Source organism: Psychrobacter sp. NPDC078929, from assembly GCF_050267985.1.
Taxonomy (GTDB): Bacteria; Pseudomonadota; Gammaproteobacteria; order Pseudomonadales; family Moraxellaceae; genus Psychrobacter.
Genome location: NZ_JBNNFX010000016.1, coordinates 69,300 through 87,501 on the forward strand (window position 1 = coordinate 69,300; position 18,202 = coordinate 87,501).

An 18,202-nucleotide genomic window follows, 5' to 3' on the forward strand; every position below is an offset into this window, starting at 1 on the left:
ATGAGTAGGGTGTAAAACAAGCCATGCTTATTTTACACCCCTTGAACCCAAAAATACTAATGAAGGCACCATTCAGCGACAATTCGTTCGGTTGAGTGGATTATTTTACTTGTGACTCACGTATAAGCTTATAGAGTTTTGGCGGAGAAACGCGGTTGACCCGTGTGGCCAGTTTTTCTTTACGACCAGCGACGATGATATATTCCTCTCCCTTGGTGAGCGCTTTCACAACTTGTTTAGCAAACTCAGCCGCAGTTAGACCGTTATTAGTTGCTTCATCCATCGTACTTTGTGCGCTACCGTCGCCAGTCAACGCATTGATAGAGATATTAGTCTGGATAAACCCTGGGAATATCGTGGCTACTTCGATACCTTGGTCATGTAGCTCAGCTCGCAAACTGTTTGCCCACATATGCAGCGCTGCCTTGGCTGCTCCATAAGCACCGCGATATTGTGTACCCAATAGGCCTGCCACACTTGAAACCATCACGATTTTGCCGCCACCTTGTGCAATCATGTCAGGCAACGCAAGTCTAGTAAGGCGCGTCTGAGCAAAATAATCTATTTCCATGATTTGGCGTTCAACTTCTTCAGCCGTGTCCATGATGAGCGAACGCTGACTGATACCAGCATTATTAATGAGCCAATCGATTTTTCCTACCTGAGCTTTAGCAGTAACATAAGCGTCTTTGGTTTGATTGGCATCACTGATATCAAAAGGAACGACGATATTCTTGTTAGCACGTTTGCAGCTGTTTTTGACCACCTCTAACTTATCACTGTCACGACCACTTAGAATAATCCTAGCGCCGCGTTTGGCGAACGCAACGGCTAATGCTTGTCCAATACCGCTAGAAGCACCTGTAATCCAAATAGTTAAATCTTTGTATTTCGTTTTCATAAGAGTCCTTTCTTAATGTTTAGATAGTCCATAATATAGGATAATAAAGCGACTCTACTAGCTAGATTTGTAGCCTATAAAGCCACAGTTATGTGTAAAAATCACACAAAAAAAAGAGCCTCAATTGAGACTCTTTTTTATTCTTAGATTTGTGCTGTCAGATTAAGTATCTAACTTAACCACCGAAATCATCAAGCATGATGTTTTCGTCTTCCACGCCCATGCTGTGTAGCATGTCGATTACGGCAGCGTTCATCATCGGTGGCCCACACATATAGTATTCACAGTCTTCTGGGTTTGGATGATCTTTCAGATAGTTTTCGAGCAATACGTTATGGATAAAGCCTGTTGGACCTTCCCAGTTATCTTCTGGTAATGGGTCAGACAGTGCAACATGCCACTCAAAGTTATCGAATTCTTTTTCTAGCTGATCATAGTCTTCAACGTAGAACATCTCACGAATAGAACGAGCACCATACCAGAAGCTAATCTTACGATCAGTGTTCAAGCGTTTGAGCTGATCAAAGATATGCGAACGCATTGGGGCCATACCAGCACCACCACCAACAAAGATCATTTCAGCTTCGGTCTTCTTGGCAAAGAACTCACCATAAGGACCTGAAACTGTCACTTTGTCACCAGGTACTAAGCTAAATACCCATGAAGACATTTTGCCTGGTGGAATACCGTCAGGACCACGTGGCGGTGGACTTGCGATACGGATGTTAAATTTGATGAGGCCTTTCTCTTCAGGATAGTTGGCCATTGAGTAAGCACGGATAACAGGCTCATCAACTTTTGAGACATAGTTGAAGATACCGAATTTTTCCCAATCTTCTCTATACTCTTCATCAACCACAAAGTCTTTGTAGTGCACTTCATGCGGTGGCGCTTCCAACTGTACATAACCACCAGCGCGGAAGTTTACTTCTTCGCCTTCTGGAATTTTTAGTACCAGCTCTTTAATGAAAGTGGCAACGTTATCGTTAGAAATAACTTCACATTCCCATTTCTGTACATCAAAGAACTCAGGATCAATCTCAATTTTCATGTCTTGCTTAACAGCTACCTGACAAGCTAAGCGCATGTGATTGCGGATTTCACCTTGAGTAAAGTAGCCTTCTTCGGTGGGCAAAATAGAACCACCACCTTCAATAACGCGGCAACGACACTGCGCACAAGTACCACCACCACCACAAGCTGAAGATAAAAATATACCTTCGCCCGCTAGCGTTTGTAGTAGTTTGCCGCCAGCTGGTGTCACCACATCATTATCGGGATTATCATTAATATGGATAGTGACATCGCCTGAACTGACCAGTCTTGAGCGTGCCGCCAAAATAATAGCGACGAGGCCCATGATGATCAAGGTAAACATAGCAACGCCACCAATCGCCGTAGCGTAATCCATGGTAGGTATCCTTAATCTATGGGGTAGGGGTGTGGGGGCATAATCTATGCTGTACCCAAACCTCTACCGAATAAATGAATTAAATAAGTCAAATAGCTAATGAAAGCTTTGAGCTTAGCGGTTTAGATGGACATACCACCGAACGACATAAAGCCGAGCGACATAAGACCAACCGTGATAAAAGTAATACCAAGACCACGCAGCGGTGCTGGAATGTCTGAGTATTTTAGCTTTTCACGGATACCCGCCAATGCTGTAATAGCAAGTGCCCAACCGAAGCCTGCACCCACACCATAGACAACAGATTCACCAAAGTTATAGTCACGCTCAACCATAAATAGTACACCACCTAATATGGCACAGTTTACGGTGATTAGTGGTAAGAATACCCCAAGCGCGTTATATAGACTTGGTACAAACTTGTCCAAAAACATCTCTAGGATCTGTACGGTGGCTGCAATCAAACCGATATAACTTAGCAATCCTAAGAAGCTCAAGTCGATATCAGGGAAACCTGCCCATGCCAGCGCACCATCTTTTAGGATGAACTGGAATAGTAAATTATTTAGTGGAACGGTAATTGCCATCACGACAACAACCGCAACACCTAGACCAATCGCTGTAGAAACTTTTTTGGATACGGCCAAAAAAGTACACATGCCTAAGAAGTAGGCAAGCGCCATGTTCTCAATAAAGACTGAGGTTATAAATAAACTAACATAATGTCCCATTAGTGACCGCCTCCATGTGCCATGCCTTTAGACTGCGGCTTCATTACAAACTCAGCTTCTTCAACTTGTTCTGGTTTCCAGATACGGACAACAGCGATGAACAAACCAATGATAAAGAACGCTGATGGTGGTAACAGTAATAGACCGTTTGGTATGTACCAACCGCCATCAGTAACTGGTTGTAGAATCGTAATACCGAACCAAGTACCAGCACCCAATAGCTCACGGATAGTTGCAACGAATAGTAATACTGCTGAGTAACCAAGACCGTTACCAATACCGTCTAAAAAGCTTGGGACTGGTGGGTTGCTCATAGCAAATGCTTCAGCACGGCCCATAACGATACAGTTCGTGATGATCAAACCAACAAAGACAGATAGACCTTTACTGACGTCATAAGCCACTGCTTTTAGTACCTGATCAACCAAGATAACCAACGAAGCAATAATCGTCATCTGTACGATGATACGAATGCTTGATGGAATCTGTTTACGGATAATCGAGATAAAGAAGCTTGAAAATGCCGTTACCAAGGTCAATGCCACACACATGACCATAGCGTTAGCCATGCTGGTGGTGACAGCCAATGCCGAACAGATACCAAGGATCTGTAGGGCAATAGGGTTATTATCAAAGATAGGCGTGGTTAAAATGCTTTTAGTGTCAGCCATGTTATGCCTCCTTGCCGTTTGCTACTGGTAGCTTGGCTGCCAATTCGGTTTTAGGTTGAGCTGCCGGCTTTGATTGATTTGCTTGCGTGTCTGCACCTTCAACCGTTTGGCCGCTCTTTTCACGTAGCGTATCTAGATAAGGCTTATAACCTTGCTCGCCTAACCAAAACTGAATCATGTTGCTGACGCCGCGGCTAGTCAATGTCGCACCGCTGATGCCATCAACCCAGTTCTCTTTTGGGTTACCAGCTTTGGTTACACCAGTGGCAACGTTACCATTCTCGTCATAAGACTCGATACCGCTCCACTTTGCACGCCACTCTGGCTCTTCGATACGAGCGCCAAGACCTGGGGTTTCTTTATGCTCGTAGAAACTGATACCTTTGATGGTATTCATATCACTTTCGAGTGTTAAGAAACCATAGATAGTGCCCCATAGACCGTAGCCCTGAATTGGCAATACAACCGTTTCTGGCTGACCTGCGTCATCATTTTTGACATAGACTTTGGCATATTTTGGCTTACGACCAATACCAGCAGGATCGTTGTCACCCAAGTCTTCACTTAGAGCTTGGTTTTTTGTCGCTTGACTGGCGTCATAAGCATTACGATCAGGGATGCCAGCAGTTTTTAGCGCATCGTCATCGAGATAAGTACCTTCGTTTAGATCAATGATTTTTACTTCAAAATCTTTGAAACGTTCGGCAACATCGTCTTGTGTGTCAGACTCAGCATCGTACATGTCGGCCGCGACTAAGATGTTTTTGTTACGATCTAAACGTGCGTTTTCAACTTGCGCAGGCTTTAGACCAACAGCCACTGCTGAGACCAACACTGAACACACCAAGCATAGCGTCAAAGCCACACTGATGGTTTTCGCGTTATTACTTTTGGGCTTGGACATAGCGAACCCTCCGAGCGGTTTGGCGTTTGATATTTGCTTGAGTCACAAAGTAATCAAACAATGGAGCAAATAAGTTGGCGAATAGAATGGCCAGCATGATGCCTTCTGGGAAAGCAGGGTTGATGACGCGAATCAATACGGTCATAAAACCAATCAAGATACCGTAAGCCCAGCGGCCTTTGTTTGTATGCGCAGCTGATACTGGATCGGTTGCCATAAATACAGCACCGAAAGCAAAGCCACCGATAACCAAGTGCCAGTAGAACGGCAAGCTCATCATCATGTTGTCTTCAGAGCCAATCATATTGAACACAAGAGACGTAGCAATCAGACCGACCACACAACCTGCCATAATGCGCCAAGAAGCAATACGCGTCCATAGCAACACTGCAGCACCCATTAGGATGGCTAGTGTCGATACTTCACCAATACTACCTTGCATGTTGCCTAAGAATGCATCACTCCACGTGATGGCATTACCATAGACGTCGACGAAGTCCTGAGGAACCACACCAAGGGCTGCAAGGCCAAGAGGGGTTGCACCTGAGAAACCATCTACTGCCGTCCATACTGAGTCACCAGACATATAGGCTGGATAAGCAAAGTATAAGAATGCACGACCCGATAGGGCAGGGTTAAGGAAGTTCTTACCAGTACCACCGAACACTTCTTTTGCGACGACTACACCGAAGATAATACCTAGGGCAACTTGCCATAAAGGAATATCAGGTGGTAGACATAATGCAAATAGAACAGAAGTCACAAAGAAACCTTCGTTGACTTCGTGTCCACGGACGACAGCAAAGATAATCTCACAGAGAATACCTACCGCAAACGTCACGATATAAATAGGCAAAAACTGCATCGCACCATAGACGAAGCTTGCCCAGATACTGTCTGGGTTATAGCCTGCCATGCTAGTGATCACAGTACGCCAACCTTCTGGCTGCAATCCAAGCTGAGCGATAGCGGTTAGTGCTTGATGACCAATATTGTACATACCCCAAAACATCGCTGGGAACGTACATAGCCATACGGTAATCATAATACGCTTTAGGTCAATCCCGTCACGTACATGCGATGAGGCATAAGTGGTTGAGCTTGGTTGACGTAAGAACGTATCAAACATCTCAAAAATAGCGTAGTACTTTTCGTGTTTGCCGCCTTTGGTGAAAGATGGCTCCATACGATCGAACATATTGTGTAAAAATTTCATCGTGGTTAGCCCTCCAGCTCAATGCGCGTTAAGTTATCACGCAAAATATCACCGAATTCATATTTGCCAGGAGATACAAAGGTGCATAGTGCCAAATCTTCTTCGTCCAGTTCAAGCACACCCAAATCTACTGCGCTAATGATGTCTTCGACAATCAATGCACGTAGTAATTGAGTTGGTAGGTAATCTTGTGGCATGACTTCTTCATAGACACCGATTGGTACCATCGCTCGTGGTGAGCCGTTACTGGTCGTAGTAAAGTCGTATTTTTTGCCACCAAAAAACTGCGAAATATAGATAGGCAGTTTTGAGAAGCGGTTTTTACCTGGAGTAAAGAAGTGGAACGCAGGACGCTCACGGCCTTCAGTCAATACGCTGATCTGATTGTGAAAACGACCCAGATAGGCGATGTTTTCAAACACTTTGCGACCAGACAATACTGAACCTGAAATGATACGGTTCTCGCCAGCAGCCAGTTTACCTTTGGTCAATGCAGTGATATCAGCACCACGTTCAGTCATAACCAAATGCGGGTTAGTGACCGCAGGACCTGCTAAGCTCACCATGCGGCGCGTATATAGACGACCTGTCGTAAACAATTTACCGATTGCGATCACGTCTTGATAACCAATCGTCCATACGGTCACACCGCGGCTGATAGGATGCAAAAAGTGAATGTGCGTACCAGCAAGACCAGCTGGATGCTTACCAGAAAAACCATGATACTCAGTGACGTTATTCGCTGCAGTTTTTGCAACTGGCGTCAGTTGAGTATCGCCATGATGGCAGACAAAGGTCTTTGGACTAAGCGTAGATAATACAGCAAGTCCATCATTGAACGCTTGTAGCTGCTCATTGATCACAAGCATCGGGTCAAAGGCAAGTGGATTGGTATCCATTGCTGTGACAAAGATAGCATGTGGACGAGCGCCGATTTCGGGTGCGCGGCTATAAGGACGCGTACGGAACGCCGTCCATTCGCCAGAGGCAATCAGTTGGGTTTCAACGACTTCAGAGTCTAGGTCAGCAAGCTGCTGTGAGTCATAGCGCTCAAAGTCTACTTCTTCACCATTTGGGTCGACCGCAATCACAAGACTCTCAAACACTCGACGTTCGCCACGTTTAACAGCGACGACCTTACCGGCAGCAGGGGCAGTGTAGATCACGCCAACACGTTTTTTGTCTTCATAAACGGGCTGACCTTTGGCTACAATGTCACCTTCTTTGACATTCATAGTGGGCTTCATACCCACATAATCATAGCCAACAAGTGCTACATGTGTCGGTTGGTGCTCAGATATCTCGCGGGAGGGTTCACCAGTGATGGGCAAATCCAAACCTTTTTTGATGGTAATCATAAGCGAAAACTTAGTCCATAGTCTAAAACGATACCAGACGTCCTGTTTGGTATATCGGTAGCATGAACGTTTGTATCACTCAACAAAGCCTTCAATCGTCTATTTCCTTTATAGTGAAATAGGGATGAAAGCTCTGTGAAGACAATACATGATCATAACTACTAGTAAGAGTATTAACGCTGACCTTAGACTCCTTAACAACACGTTAATGTCTTATTCGAATTACCAAAGTGGCGACTGGCTACCAAGGTGTATGCTAAAACCGCTTCATCGAAATCAATCACTACAGCACATGGCTAAAAGAGACTGGTTTAAATACAAATGGCTTTATCACACGTTTCATTGAAATTTAAAACTTGTAACACCAGTATGTTTGACCATCTCTCGCTCACTAATACCGTCTAAAAGTATTCGATAGAATAAGAGTGTGGCCAAATAACGATCTATTAAGGTAGATGATATACTGGTTAAAAGACAAACTAGCTAAGCAACTGATAAGCAAACTTCACTTATTATAAGCTGCTATAGTTTTAATCGTAACGGTTTTAATATAGTTAGCTAGTGATAGGGGCTTGCAAGACATCTAATTAAGGTTAAATACCGCAGAATCGATGGTTTAGAGACTATTGGTTGAGATTTTTCAGATAGCCCTTTTTAGCAATTTCTTGGCCAATATTTTATTGGCGTATTGAGCGATTGCTCGATCCATCCTGATCACCATGCTGTATTAGTGAGTTGTAACAACTCAACAAAAAGCGTAACACATGGTTACTATCACATAGAAACAAATAAAAATTTACCTAGGATTATACGCTAAATTGACCTAAAATTGCCAGTCAGTAATAGAATTTAACGATTGTTGGTAGTGATTCTACGTACTAAAACTTATGGTTATGATTGTCTAGTTTCTGTCTTTCTTATTTATATTCAAACAGATTGCTAACTTAGCGATGTCTTGGTTTTCGATCTGTTCATAATTTATGCTACTTTTAAGCAGCGTTTTCTCTCGTTATTTGACGCTTCAATAACGTTTCATTCTCAAAACTTCAATTTACTAAATTTATTGCCAATCTTGTGCTTTATAAGGAATGCTATATGTGTGCTGTGCCCGTCATTATCCCGGCTATTGATTTAAAAGATGGTAAGTGTGTACGTTTAAAACAAGGCCGTATGGAAGATGATACGGTGTTCTCTGATGACCCAGTTGCTATGGCAGCACGTTGGGTAAATGAAGGCGCTCGTCGCTTGCATTTGGTCGATTTGAATGGTGCTTTTGATGGCGTCCCAGTACATAGACAAGTGGTCAATGATATCACCAAAGCCTACCCGAACCTGCCTATTCAATTGGGTGGCGGTGTACGCAACATGAACACCATTGAGCAGTATATTACCGCAGGTTTGACGTATATCATTATCGGTACAAAAGCCGTTGAAGATCCTAATTTTGTCGCGGAAGCTTGCCGCGAATTTGCCGGTCATATCATCGTCGGCATAGATGCCAAAGACGGCATGGTCGCTACTCATGGCTGGGCAAACGTGACAGATACCAAAGCGACCGAGCTTGCTAAGCGCTTTGCAGACGTCGGCGTGTCATCAATCGTTTATACTGATATCGCTCGTGATGGCATGATGCAAGGCGTTAACGTTGAACAAACTGTTAATTTGGCGCGTGAAGGCGGACTACCTGTGATTGCATCAGGTGGCGTTACCGATATGAAAGATATCGAGCTGTTAAAGCCGTATGGTGATTGTATCGAAGGTATCATCACTGGCCGCGCTATCTATGAAGGCACGCTGAACTTGAGCGAAGCACAGCTTTATTTAGATAGCTAAAAACCGCCAAAGTTAGTCAGCTAAAAACAGGCAACTAATTATCAGCAACAAGTTAAGCGAGAAAAACCCGTAAAAAATAAAGGATGCTTATGGCCACTTACATTGACCGTCCAATAATACGCAGTTCTATAAAAGCGTGGGGTCAAATGGTGTTGCTACTAAGCATCCTTTTTGCATTCTCAGCGCATGCTGCCGGTGAAGAAATTTCTGGTGTCGCAGCAGCGTTAGGTATAGAGACAACTGAAGGTGTAGAGACGACAGAGGAAAGCGTATCTAACGATAATTCTGCCACATTAGAAAATGAGACATCAAAAGGTGACATTACAGAACTTGACAGCTCATTGCCAACGCCTGCTCCACCGCCAGTAATCAGTGGCGAAAGCACTAATAACGCTCAAATCGAAACCACACCCACACCGCAAAAAGACAACGATATTCGTCAACGTATCAACGGTATTTTCTCTGAAATCGAAGGCTTACAAGCCGTCAATGTTAGTGTCACCCAAGGGGTCGTTACCCTAACGGGAGAGACAGCCAACGAAAAAAAAGCACAGCAAGCGATTAACTTAACCAACCGACTAACAGATGTCGTCACTGTAGAAGACAGAATTAACCGCACGCTAGATGTTCAAGAGAATGTCTCAACGGTCTATCAAGGTCTAAAAGCGCAGGCGACCAATCTAGTGAAGGCGCTACCACTACTATTGGTCGGCATTGTTATATTTGCCTTGGTGGCATGGTTTGGCAGTTGGTTATCTAATCGCAAAAAGATGTGGCAACGTCTAACACCCAATCCATTTGTCGCTGAGCTGCTGTCGCAAACGGTCAAAGTCATCTTTGTTATCTTTGGTCTGATTCTAGGACTAAGTCTAATAGGTGCAGAGACTATTTTAGGCACATTGCTTGGTGGGGCAGGTGTCATTGGTATTGCGGTTGGTTTCGCAGTCAAAGATACCATTGAAAATTATATCGCTTCATTAATGCTGAGCATTCGCCAACCTTTTCGTGCCCGTGATCATATCGTGATTAATGGACAAGAGGGAATCGTGGTTCGTTTGACCTCGCGCGCGACGATACTGATGACATTAGATGGTAATCAGCTGCGCATTCCTAACGCTGAAGTCTTTAAAGGTACCATTCTAAATTACACCAAAAACCCTGAGCGTCGATTTACTTTTGAATTAGGCGTCGACGCCAATGATGATCCATTAGCAGCAATTAAAGTAGGGCTAGATGCAATACATACACTAGCGTTTGTCTTGGACGAGCCCAAAGCGATTGCGGTTATTACCAATGTAGGTGATTCTAATATTGTTTTGGAGTTTCAGGTTTGGGTGGATCAATCAGAGACTGACTTTGCCAAAGCACGCAGTATCGCCATTCGCGAGACCAAGCACGCACTAGAAGATAAAGGCTTTAGTTTACCTGAGCCTATCTATCGTCTGCGCTTCAACAATAAGTTAGAAAAAGCCTTTGAGCACATGCAAAGCAGTGTCAGCAATGCTAATAATATTCAATCTGATATGACGATTACTCCGACTGTCCCTAAACCTGATGAAAACAATCAGGTCAGCGAAAGTCATACGGATGACCAAGATAAAAAACAAGCCAAGGCTCGAGCCAAAACCATTTTACAAGGTCGCAGTGCTAATGAGGTTCTCGACGCCCGTCCTGACGATAAGCTGATGGAAAAAGTCGAGCAAGAGATTGCTCAAAGCTCAGATGAGACGGATTTATTGAATAATAATAGTCCACAAGAATAGGTATTAGATGTTAAATAAAGTTTAGGCATAAAAAGTGCAACAGAATCTATATTTGGTGGTCATTCAAATACGGGGCTTTTTATGGAAATGAAACACGTTATTATCTTTGCAATAATTGGTATTGTGGCATTACTTGGCTTTAACATTATCAATGGCAATAGTCGTGAACAAAACAGAGAGATTGCAACCAGTAGTGTAGCTGCTGAACAGCCTGATTCTACAGTAGCTACCTCTGATACAGATATTACTAGCCAGCCACTTAGCCAACAGCCGAAAGCTATCGTAGATAGTGCTACCAGTAAAATTGACCAAGCGCAGCAAGCCGAACAAGACCGTGTAGACCAATTGGACGATGCGCAATAGGCACAATAAGTAGCTATGCTATCTACAATTGAAAAGTACACAGCATAAAAAAGGCTAACGATTACGTTAGCCTTTTTGATTGTATTACAACATCAGTATCCAAGTATCAGTCTAAGCTTAGCTTTTTTTGGCAGCGCCTCTGCGGTTGCTGCTTCTTTTCGCTGGGGTTTTCTTAGGTTGTTCTTTCTTCGGTTGACCTTTTTTGCTTTGGTTCATTGCACTAGATTGCAATTTAGCCTTCAAATCAAAGTCAATTTGTAGCAGGTCCATGTTGACACCTGCAACCTTCACTTTAACCGAATCGCCCAGTCCAAATAGCGTACCTTTATCTTTACCGATAAGCTGCTGCTGCTGTTCATCGTAGACAAAGAAATCATCGCCAACATTTGAGATATGAACCAAACCGTCGATATATAAGTCAGTCAATGTGACGAATAAACCAAAGCTAGTAACCGTAGTCACAACGCCTTCGAACTCTTCACCGACATGATTAGTCATATAGTGACACTTGAGCCAAGACTCTACATAACGTGATGCTTTTTCTGCACGGCGTTCTGTATCTGACGTTTGTGTACCAGCACCTTCAAGAGAAAAGTCCATAACAGGCTGTTGGCTGTTGGTGACTTTTGCTTTAATTGCGCGATGCAGCATTAAATCTGGATAACGGCGAATCGGCGAGGTAAAGTGGCTATATTCGTCATATGCTAAGCCAAAGTGACCAATATTGTCAGGTGCATAGTTTGCTTGCATCATTGAACGCAGCAGCATGCTATGAATACTGATAGCATCTGGTCTATCTTTAGTCGCTTCAATTATGCGCTGGTAATCCGCTTGAGTTGGATTCTCTTCCGGGAATGGTAAGCCAAAGTTTTTTGCATACTCATGAATACGCATCGACTTTTCATTATCAGGCTTATCATGGTTACGATATAAAACTGGTAACTCATGCTTAAGCGCGAAGTTTGCAGCACAAGTATTGGCAAGCAGCATACATTCTTCGATTAGCTTCTGAGAGTCGCCACGAGTGCGTGGCAAAATCGCTTCGATTCCGCCTTTCTCGTTAAACTTGATATACGTTTCAACTGTTTCGAACTCCATTGCATGACGTTCTTCACGCTTTTTAAGCAGTAGCTCATACAACTGATGTAACGTATCAACAGACTTTTTAACGTCTTTATTACCTGTCAGTGATTTAGGTAATCTCTTATCATTCGGATTCACAAGATAATCATTTACTTGATTATAAGTTAGACGTGCTTGTGAGTGCATCACTGACGGATAGAACTCATATCCAGTCACTTTACCGGCGCGCGATATCTTGATATCAGCAACCATACATAAGCGATCTAGATTAGGGTTCAATGAGCATAGACCGTTAGATAACACTTCAGGCAGCATCGGAATCACGCGATGCGGGAAGTATACTGAAGTACCACGCTCATAGGCATCTTGGTCAAGTGGTGAATTCGGTGTCACATAATAGCTGACATCCGCAATCGCAACCACGACCCGGTAATTACCACCAGAACGCTTTTCAGCAAATACAGCATCATCAAAGTCACGAGCATCTTCGCCATCGATAGTGACAAGCGGTAGATGACGTATATCTGTACGGCCTTTTATGTCTTTCTCAGTTGGCTCTTGATAGTCATCAGCTTGCTTAAGCGCAGCTTCACTAAAATCTGATGGAATATCATAGTTGAGCAGGGTAGTCTCAATAATCAATTCACGATCATTATCGTCAGACAGCACTTCAGTGATTTTACCAGTGGCAAATTCATGCTGGTTTGGCCAGTCAATGATATCGACTTTGACAGGAGCGCCTTGTTTGATATTTAGCGCCTGAACATTGTCATCAGTAACCGTAATCGGTTGATGATTGTTCGGGCTACCAAGCTCAACACAATAGCCGTCTTCATCACGAGCAAGTGTACCGATAAAGTTGTTTTGGCGACGTTCGACAACATCGACGATACGCCCTTCGGTACGTCCACGATTGTCTGTCGAAGTGCCGACGGCTGCTACCGTGTCACCATTGAATACCCAGCGCATTTGTTTTTCATGTAAAAACAAATCTGGCATATCACTTAGCACCACAAAACCAAAACCTTTTGGATGGGCAGACACTGTACCTGAGACGATATCTTGCTTAGTCACCGTGCGATAGCGATAAGGACGACCATCACGATTTACTTGTCCATCACGCGCCATTGCTTTTAGGCGATTGCCCAAAGCATCAAACTGATCAGGGTCATCAATGTTAAAGGCTTTTGCCAACTGTTGATGCGTGACTTCCCCATGTTCATTAATCGTGCTGAGTATCAGCTCACGACTAGGAATCGGGTTGTCATATTTTTTTGCCTCACTTGAGGCGTTTGGATCATTCCAACTCATAAATTACCGTATCTATTTTTAAAATTATTAACAGTGGCTATCTTAACACGAACGACGTCGCAATATCTTGCGTCAATTGTCTTATGTGTATTCGGTAGCAGGAAGCGGTCAGTTTTCTGGCGACCGCTATAGGGATAAATCAAATATCAATATCGACACTACTTGATTGGTTAGTGATCTTTTTACTATCCAACTCTTTTGAGACTTCTAATACCGTAGTCTGATTTGATTTATCCAAGTATTTTTGTGCTTTATCTACTTCCGTGGTCAGTGTATTGACCGTTTGCTTCATATTCTCTAGTGCTTCAATTTTATAATTACTAATCATATCCATAGTGTCATAGACATTATTGAAGGCATTTTGCAGTTTATCAAGCTCAATACTGCTGCTAGTCGCCTGCTCATGGATTTCACCTGACTGACGCTTGAGCATCGCTGAAGTTGATTCAATCAAACTACTGGTGGTTTTATTCAATGCAGTGATTTGATCTAATACCAATTTTTGATTGGTCATGGCTTGAGCAACGACAACAGCCGTGCGTAGTGCAGATACCGTCGTCGTGGTTGCGCGATCGACACCTTTAATCAGCTCTAAGTTATTACGGCGAATGGTATCAAGCGCCAAATAGCCTTGTACATTCACTGCTAACTGAGTTAAAAAGTCAGTGTTTTTTTGACGAACATAGAACAACATCTCTTCTTTAATAATGCGAGCTTTTTCTGGATCTGTTGCTTCTATCGCATAGACCTTTTGCTCAAGTTGCTCATCAATCTTTTTGCCAACATAGACATACTGGCGAATAGACTGCATCAGCTCCCACATATTGACTTTTTCTTGCTCAATCATCGCATTGTCTTTGAGCAATTCATCTTTACCATTATAGAGACTGGTCACAACGGCATTGATGTGCGACTGCGCTGACTCATATTGACGGAAATAATCCTGTACTTTGTTGCCAAACGGAATGAGACCGAACAGCTTGCGTGAGCTGGTCAGCTCTTTTTTGCTAGGATCTAAGTCTTCGACAATCCCGCGTAGTTCCGTCAATGATTTAGCAATAGGGGAATTATCAAATAAGCTGTCATTCAAACTTTTTGCGGGCAAATCTAACATTCGGTTAGATACTTGTGCAGATTCGCGAATCTCTTTGGTACCTAGGTTATGAATAGACTGCACGTTCTGTCGAAATTCATCGCTATGCACAGAGTTGGTAAGCACATGATCAACAAAAGCATCAACCTTGGCATCGAGCTCAGGAATTTGGCTTTCATCCAATTTGACCATCTGATCTGCTTCACTTTTTTGTATTTCTTTGACAGGTTCAGGTGCTGTTAGAGAGATACTGGGAGTTGTAGCGTTTTCTGGTGGTGTCAATTCTTGCATGAAATATCCTCTGATATCGGAGAAGGGAAGTGTTTTTTTCAACGACTCTGACAGTCGTGATATACATTGTTTTTATTTATACACTTAGCTTTTATACATTTATAAAATGTTTTTAGCTCGTACTAATTTTTATCAAATGATCATTAGTTACTGCTAAATACTAACTAGTAAATATAACTAGACCTTTAGATTACCGTGTAATCAGAAAGTTGAGAAGGTGGGTTTTGTAAAATAGCGTCAATCAATGATGCTAGGCTATTTATGTTCAATATAGCTATGTTCATTACAGCAGTTTTTGAGTCCAAATAATAAAAAACCATCAATATCCCGCAGCATATTGATGGTTAGAGTTATAAATAGCTATATAGACTAACAGCCACCACTCAAAGCAATCCAATAGACAGATTACTTTTTCTTAGTGGGTCCAAGCAGCATACCCATCTGACGACCTTCCATCTTAGGGTACTGTTCGACGTTTGAGATATCAGCAGTATCTTCAATGATACGATCAAGTTGTTTGCGACCGATATCTTGGTGCGCCATTTCACGTCCGCGGAAACGGATGCTAATTTTAACTTTGTCTTGATCTTCCAAGAAGCTCACGATTTTTCTCAGTTTAACCTGATAATCGGCCTCTTCGGTACTAGGACGTAGCTTCATCTCTTTAAGCTGAGTCTGCTTTTGGTTTTTCTTAGCTTCTTTAGCCTTTTGCTTTTGATCATAGAGGAAATGCTTATAATCCATGATCTTACACACTGGCGGCTTAGCTTCAGGAACTAATTCAACCAAATCTAGATTTTCATCACGTGCCGCTTTCATCGCGGTTGCGATATCAACCACACCCATTTGCTCGCCATCTTCTTTAACGAGACGGACTTCTTTGACATTGATATCTTCGTTGATGTTCAAACGGTTGGACTGTTTAATAGGTATTACTCCTCATCTGTTTTTGGGGTCTGTCGGCCTTTTTTACTGACAGCGGTCTGTACTAATGTAATAAATTCAGAAACACTCATCACGCCAAGGTTCTCACCTTCGCGAGTTCGGACGTTGACACTGCCCGATTCGACTTCTTTATCCCCTAATACTAGCATATAGGGAATACGTTCTAATGTTTTCTCTCGTATCTTAAATCCAATCTTTTCGTTACGCAAGTCGCTAATAGCGCGCAAACCTGCATTTTTGAGCTCGCTAACCACGTTTTCACATGCATCAGCTTGTTTATCAGTGATGTTCATGACCACAACTTGCTGCGGTGCTAGCCATACTGGCATCCAACCGGCGTAGTTTTCGATCAAAATACCGATGAAACGTTCAAATGAACCTAAAATTGCACGGTGCAACATAATAGGTACTTCACGATCGTTTTGCTCATTGACGAACTCTGCATCTAGTCGTTCAGGCATGTTTGGATCAACCTGAATGGTACCGCACTGCCAAATACGTCCTAATGAATCCTTTAGACTAAACTCAATCTTTGGACCATAGAATGCACCTTCGCCAGGTAAGTAATCCCAGTCTAGCCCTGAGCTGTCAAGCGCATCTGCTAGCGCTTTTTCTGCAAAGTCCCAAGAATCATCACTACCAACACGTTTTTCAGGGCGGGTAGAGAGCTTCATGATAATGTTATCAAAGCCAAAATCTTCATAGACGGCAAGCGTTAGCTTAATAAAATCAGCAACTTCTTGTTGAATCTGTGCCTGCGTACAGAAGATATGGGCATCATCTTGAGTAAAACCACGTACACGCATCAAACCATGCAATGAACCTGATGGCTCATTACGATGACAAGAACCAAATTCAGCCATACGCAGTGGTAAGTCACGATAAGACTTTAAACCTTGATTAAACACTTGCACATGACAAGGGCAGTTCATCGGTTTTACTGCATAATCACGGTTTTCGCTAGAAGTCGTGAACATATTGGTTGCATAGTTGCCCCAATGTCCTGAACGCTCCCACAAGCTGCGATCAACGATTTGAGGTGTCTTAATCTCTTCGTAGCCGTTATCGTATTGTACTTTGCGCATATATTGCTCAAGTACTTGATAAATCGTCCAACCATTAGCATGCCAGAACACCATACCTGGCGCTTGCTCTTGCATATGAAATAGGTTCAGCGCTTTACCGATTTTACGATGGTCACGTTTTTCTGCTTCTTCAATACGCTGGATATAAGCTTTTAGCTGTTTCTTATCAGCCCACGCAGTACCATAGATACGTTGTAACTGCTCATTTTTCGCATCGCCGCGCCAATAAGCACCTGACATTTTGGTCAGTTTAAATACTTTCAAAAAGCGCGTGTTTGGCACATGCGGGCCACGGCACATATCCACGTATTCTTGATGATGATACAAACCGAAGGCTTCTTCACCTGGCATATCATTAATAAGCTTTAACTTATAGTCTTCGTTACGTGATTCAAATATCTCAATCGCTTCGGCACGTGGCGTCATTTTTTTGATAACGTCATAATCTTGCTTGATCAGCTCCATCATGCGTTTTTCAATCGCTTCCATATGCTCAGGCGTGAATGGCGTTTCACTAAAGATATCGTAATAAAAACCATCATCAATAACAGGACCGATGACCATCTTCACATCAGGGTAGAGCTGCTTAACCGCATGACCTAATAGGTGAGCACATGAGTGACGGATAATATCGACACCGTCGTCGTCTTTTGGCGTTACGATTTCAACGTTGGCATCGGCGACGATAGGATCATGTGCATCTACTAGATGACCATTTACACGTCCAGCAACCGTCGCTTTAGCGAGTCCTGCCCCAATACTTTGTGCCACTTCCATGACCGTTGTATGACCTTCAAAGTCTTTTACACTACCATCGGGTAAAGTAATCGCTACCATAATCTATTCGCCTATTATTGGGTCCGTTGGCAGTGATGATTGCAACCATCAATCATATAACCGTGAGACCACATCAATTATATCTAATCATCGTGATATGTTGTGAAAAGAACGCATTACCTAAAGTCTTACTATGACTATATATGCTAGAGCTGATGTAAGGGTTAAAGCCAGTTAATCAATAGTATTACAGCAAAACGCATTTCGCTATAGAAGTAACATAACAGCCAAAATATATAAGTAATGCAGCAAAATACCTATTATAGCAAAAACCGTCTCTCAACACTAGATATCAAGGAATTGGGCGACGACTATAGTCACTGCACTACAAAAGAGTTATGTTTTGGATGAATATCATAAAACAATTTAGATAAGTCATTTTCCATCCAACCTTGGCGTAAAAACT

14 protein-coding genes are annotated in these 18,202 nt (G+C 42.9%); 3 read left to right on the forward strand and 11 right to left on the reverse strand.

The window, feature by feature from the left end; all coding sequences use genetic code 11:
* Positions 1-100: 100 nt before the first annotated feature.
* From ACQKCG_RS09915 to ACQKCG_RS09945, 7 genes are all read right to left on the reverse strand, one after another.
* Positions 101-901: an SDR family NAD(P)-dependent oxidoreductase gene (locus ACQKCG_RS09915; RefSeq protein ID WP_427585385.1), complete on the reverse strand. Its 801-nt coding sequence runs from the start codon at positions 899-901 to the stop codon at positions 101-103.
* Between the two features lie 175 nt (positions 902-1,076).
* Positions 1,077-2,312 carry an NADH:ubiquinone reductase (Na(+)-transporting) subunit F gene (gene nqrF, locus ACQKCG_RS09920; protein WP_134292662.1) on the reverse strand — a complete coding sequence of 412 codons (1,236 nt, stop codon included), beginning with the start codon at positions 2,310-2,312 and terminating at the stop codon, positions 1,077-1,079.
* Between the two features lie 122 nt (positions 2,313-2,434).
* Positions 2,435-3,043 (reverse strand): NADH:ubiquinone reductase (Na(+)-transporting) subunit E, encoded by a 609-nt coding sequence (nqrE, locus tag ACQKCG_RS09925; protein WP_011281361.1) that lies wholly within the window; start codon positions 3,041-3,043, stop codon positions 2,435-2,437.
* Positions 3,043-3,714 carry an NADH:ubiquinone reductase (Na(+)-transporting) subunit D gene (locus ACQKCG_RS09930; RefSeq protein ID WP_101204727.1) on the reverse strand — a complete coding sequence of 224 codons (672 nt, stop codon included), beginning with the start codon at positions 3,712-3,714 and terminating at the stop codon, positions 3,043-3,045. Before ACQKCG_RS09930 ends, nqrE begins: the two co-directional genes overlap by 1 nt.
* Before the next feature lies 1 nt (position 3,715).
* On the reverse strand, positions 3,716-4,618 hold the full coding sequence (locus tag ACQKCG_RS09935; protein ID WP_134292661.1) for a Na(+)-translocating NADH-quinone reductase subunit C: 903 nt from the start codon (positions 4,616-4,618) through the stop codon (positions 3,716-3,718).
* Positions 4,599-5,834, reverse strand: coding sequence for an NADH:ubiquinone reductase (Na(+)-transporting) subunit B (locus tag ACQKCG_RS09940; RefSeq protein ID WP_057762164.1), 1,236 nt, complete (start codon positions 5,832-5,834; stop codon positions 4,599-4,601). Before ACQKCG_RS09940 ends, ACQKCG_RS09935 begins: the two co-directional genes overlap by 20 nt.
* A gap of 5 nt (positions 5,835-5,839) precedes the next feature.
* The gene (locus ACQKCG_RS09945) at positions 5,840-7,192 is read right to left on the reverse strand and encodes a Na(+)-translocating NADH-quinone reductase subunit A (RefSeq protein ID WP_134292660.1); all 1,353 of its coding nucleotides are present in this window, start codon (positions 7,190-7,192) and stop codon (positions 5,840-5,842) included.
* A gap of 1,095 nt (positions 7,193-8,287) precedes the next feature.
* Here ACQKCG_RS09945 and hisA point away from each other — a divergent pair.
* The 3 genes from hisA to ACQKCG_RS09960 all read left to right on the forward strand — a co-directional run bounded on the left by hisA (position 8,288) and on the right by ACQKCG_RS09960 (position 11,151).
* Complete coding sequence (gene hisA, locus ACQKCG_RS09950) at positions 8,288-9,025, forward strand: 1-(5-phosphoribosyl)-5-[(5-phosphoribosylamino)methylideneamino]imidazole-4-carboxamide isomerase (RefSeq protein ID WP_134292659.1); 738 nt, start codon at positions 8,288-8,290, stop codon at positions 9,023-9,025.
* Positions 9,026-9,114: 89 nt separating this feature from the next.
* On the forward strand, positions 9,115-10,788 hold the full coding sequence (locus tag ACQKCG_RS09955; RefSeq protein WP_134292658.1) for a mechanosensitive ion channel family protein: 1,674 nt from the start codon (positions 9,115-9,117) through the stop codon (positions 10,786-10,788).
* 81 nt (positions 10,789-10,869) lie between these two features.
* Entirely contained in the window at positions 10,870-11,151 is a 282-nt protein-coding gene (locus ACQKCG_RS09960) for a hypothetical protein (RefSeq protein WP_134292657.1), read from the forward strand.
* A gap of 117 nt (positions 11,152-11,268) precedes the next feature.
* On the opposite strand, the gene rnr is transcribed toward ACQKCG_RS09960, so the two are convergent.
* From rnr to thrS, 4 genes are all read right to left on the reverse strand, one after another.
* Complete coding sequence (gene rnr, locus ACQKCG_RS09965) at positions 11,269-13,545, reverse strand: ribonuclease R (protein WP_134292656.1); 2,277 nt, start codon at positions 13,543-13,545, stop codon at positions 11,269-11,271.
* A 139-nt stretch (positions 13,546-13,684) separates the two neighbouring features.
* A complete protein-coding gene (locus ACQKCG_RS09970) occupies positions 13,685-14,929 on the reverse strand; it encodes a toxic anion resistance protein (protein ID WP_134292655.1) in 1,245 nt (414 codons plus the stop codon).
* Positions 14,930-15,334: 405 nt separating this feature from the next.
* The gene (infC, locus tag ACQKCG_RS09975) at positions 15,335-15,838 is read right to left on the reverse strand and encodes a translation initiation factor IF-3 (RefSeq protein WP_057762155.1); all 504 of its coding nucleotides are present in this window, start codon (positions 15,836-15,838) and stop codon (positions 15,335-15,337) included.
* Positions 15,839-15,861: 23 nt separating this feature from the next.
* Positions 15,862-17,796 carry a threonine--tRNA ligase gene (gene thrS, locus ACQKCG_RS09980; RefSeq protein WP_134292654.1) on the reverse strand — a complete coding sequence of 645 codons (1,935 nt, stop codon included), beginning with the start codon at positions 17,794-17,796 and terminating at the stop codon, positions 15,862-15,864.
* Positions 17,797-18,202: the final 406 nt, after the last annotated feature.

Excerpts from the sequence above, each read along its gene's own strand:
- ACQKCG_RS09930 (WP_101204727.1), bottom strand. The coding sequence starts at position 3,714 with ATGGCTGACACTAAAAGCATTTTAACCACGCCTATCTTTGATAATAAC.
- ACQKCG_RS09915 (WP_427585385.1), bottom strand. The coding sequence starts at position 901 with ATGAAAACGAAATACAAAGATTTAACTATTTGGATTACAGGTGCTTCT.
- ACQKCG_RS09935 (WP_134292661.1), bottom strand. The coding sequence starts at position 4,618 with ATGTCCAAGCCCAAAAGTAATAACGCGAAAACCATCAGTGTGGCTTTG.
- ACQKCG_RS09940 (WP_057762164.1), bottom strand. The coding sequence starts at position 5,834 with ATGAAATTTTTACACAATATGTTCGATCGTATGGAGCCATCTTTCACC.
- thrS (WP_134292654.1), bottom strand. The coding sequence starts at position 17,796 with ATGGTAGCGATTACTTTACCCGATGGTAGTGTAAAAGACTTTGAAGGT.
- nqrE (WP_011281361.1), bottom strand. The coding sequence starts at position 3,043 with ATGGGACATTATGTTAGTTTATTTATAACCTCAGTCTTTATTGAGAAC.
- ACQKCG_RS09970 (WP_134292655.1), bottom strand. The coding sequence starts at position 14,929 with ATGCAAGAATTGACACCACCAGAAAACGCTACAACTCCCAGTATCTCT.
- ACQKCG_RS09945 (WP_134292660.1), bottom strand. The coding sequence starts at position 7,192 with ATGATTACCATCAAAAAAGGTTTGGATTTGCCCATCACTGGTGAACCC.
- ACQKCG_RS09960 (WP_134292657.1), top strand. The coding sequence starts at position 10,870 with ATGGAAATGAAACACGTTATTATCTTTGCAATAATTGGTATTGTGGCA.
- ACQKCG_RS09955 (WP_134292658.1), top strand. The coding sequence starts at position 9,115 with ATGGCCACTTACATTGACCGTCCAATAATACGCAGTTCTATAAAAGCG.
- nqrF (WP_134292662.1), bottom strand. The coding sequence starts at position 2,312 with ATGGATTACGCTACGGCGATTGGTGGCGTTGCTATGTTTACCTTGATC.
- rnr (WP_134292656.1), bottom strand. The coding sequence starts at position 13,545 with ATGAGTTGGAATGATCCAAACGCCTCAAGTGAGGCAAAAAAATATGAC.
- hisA (WP_134292659.1), top strand. The coding sequence starts at position 8,288 with ATGTGTGCTGTGCCCGTCATTATCCCGGCTATTGATTTAAAAGATGGT.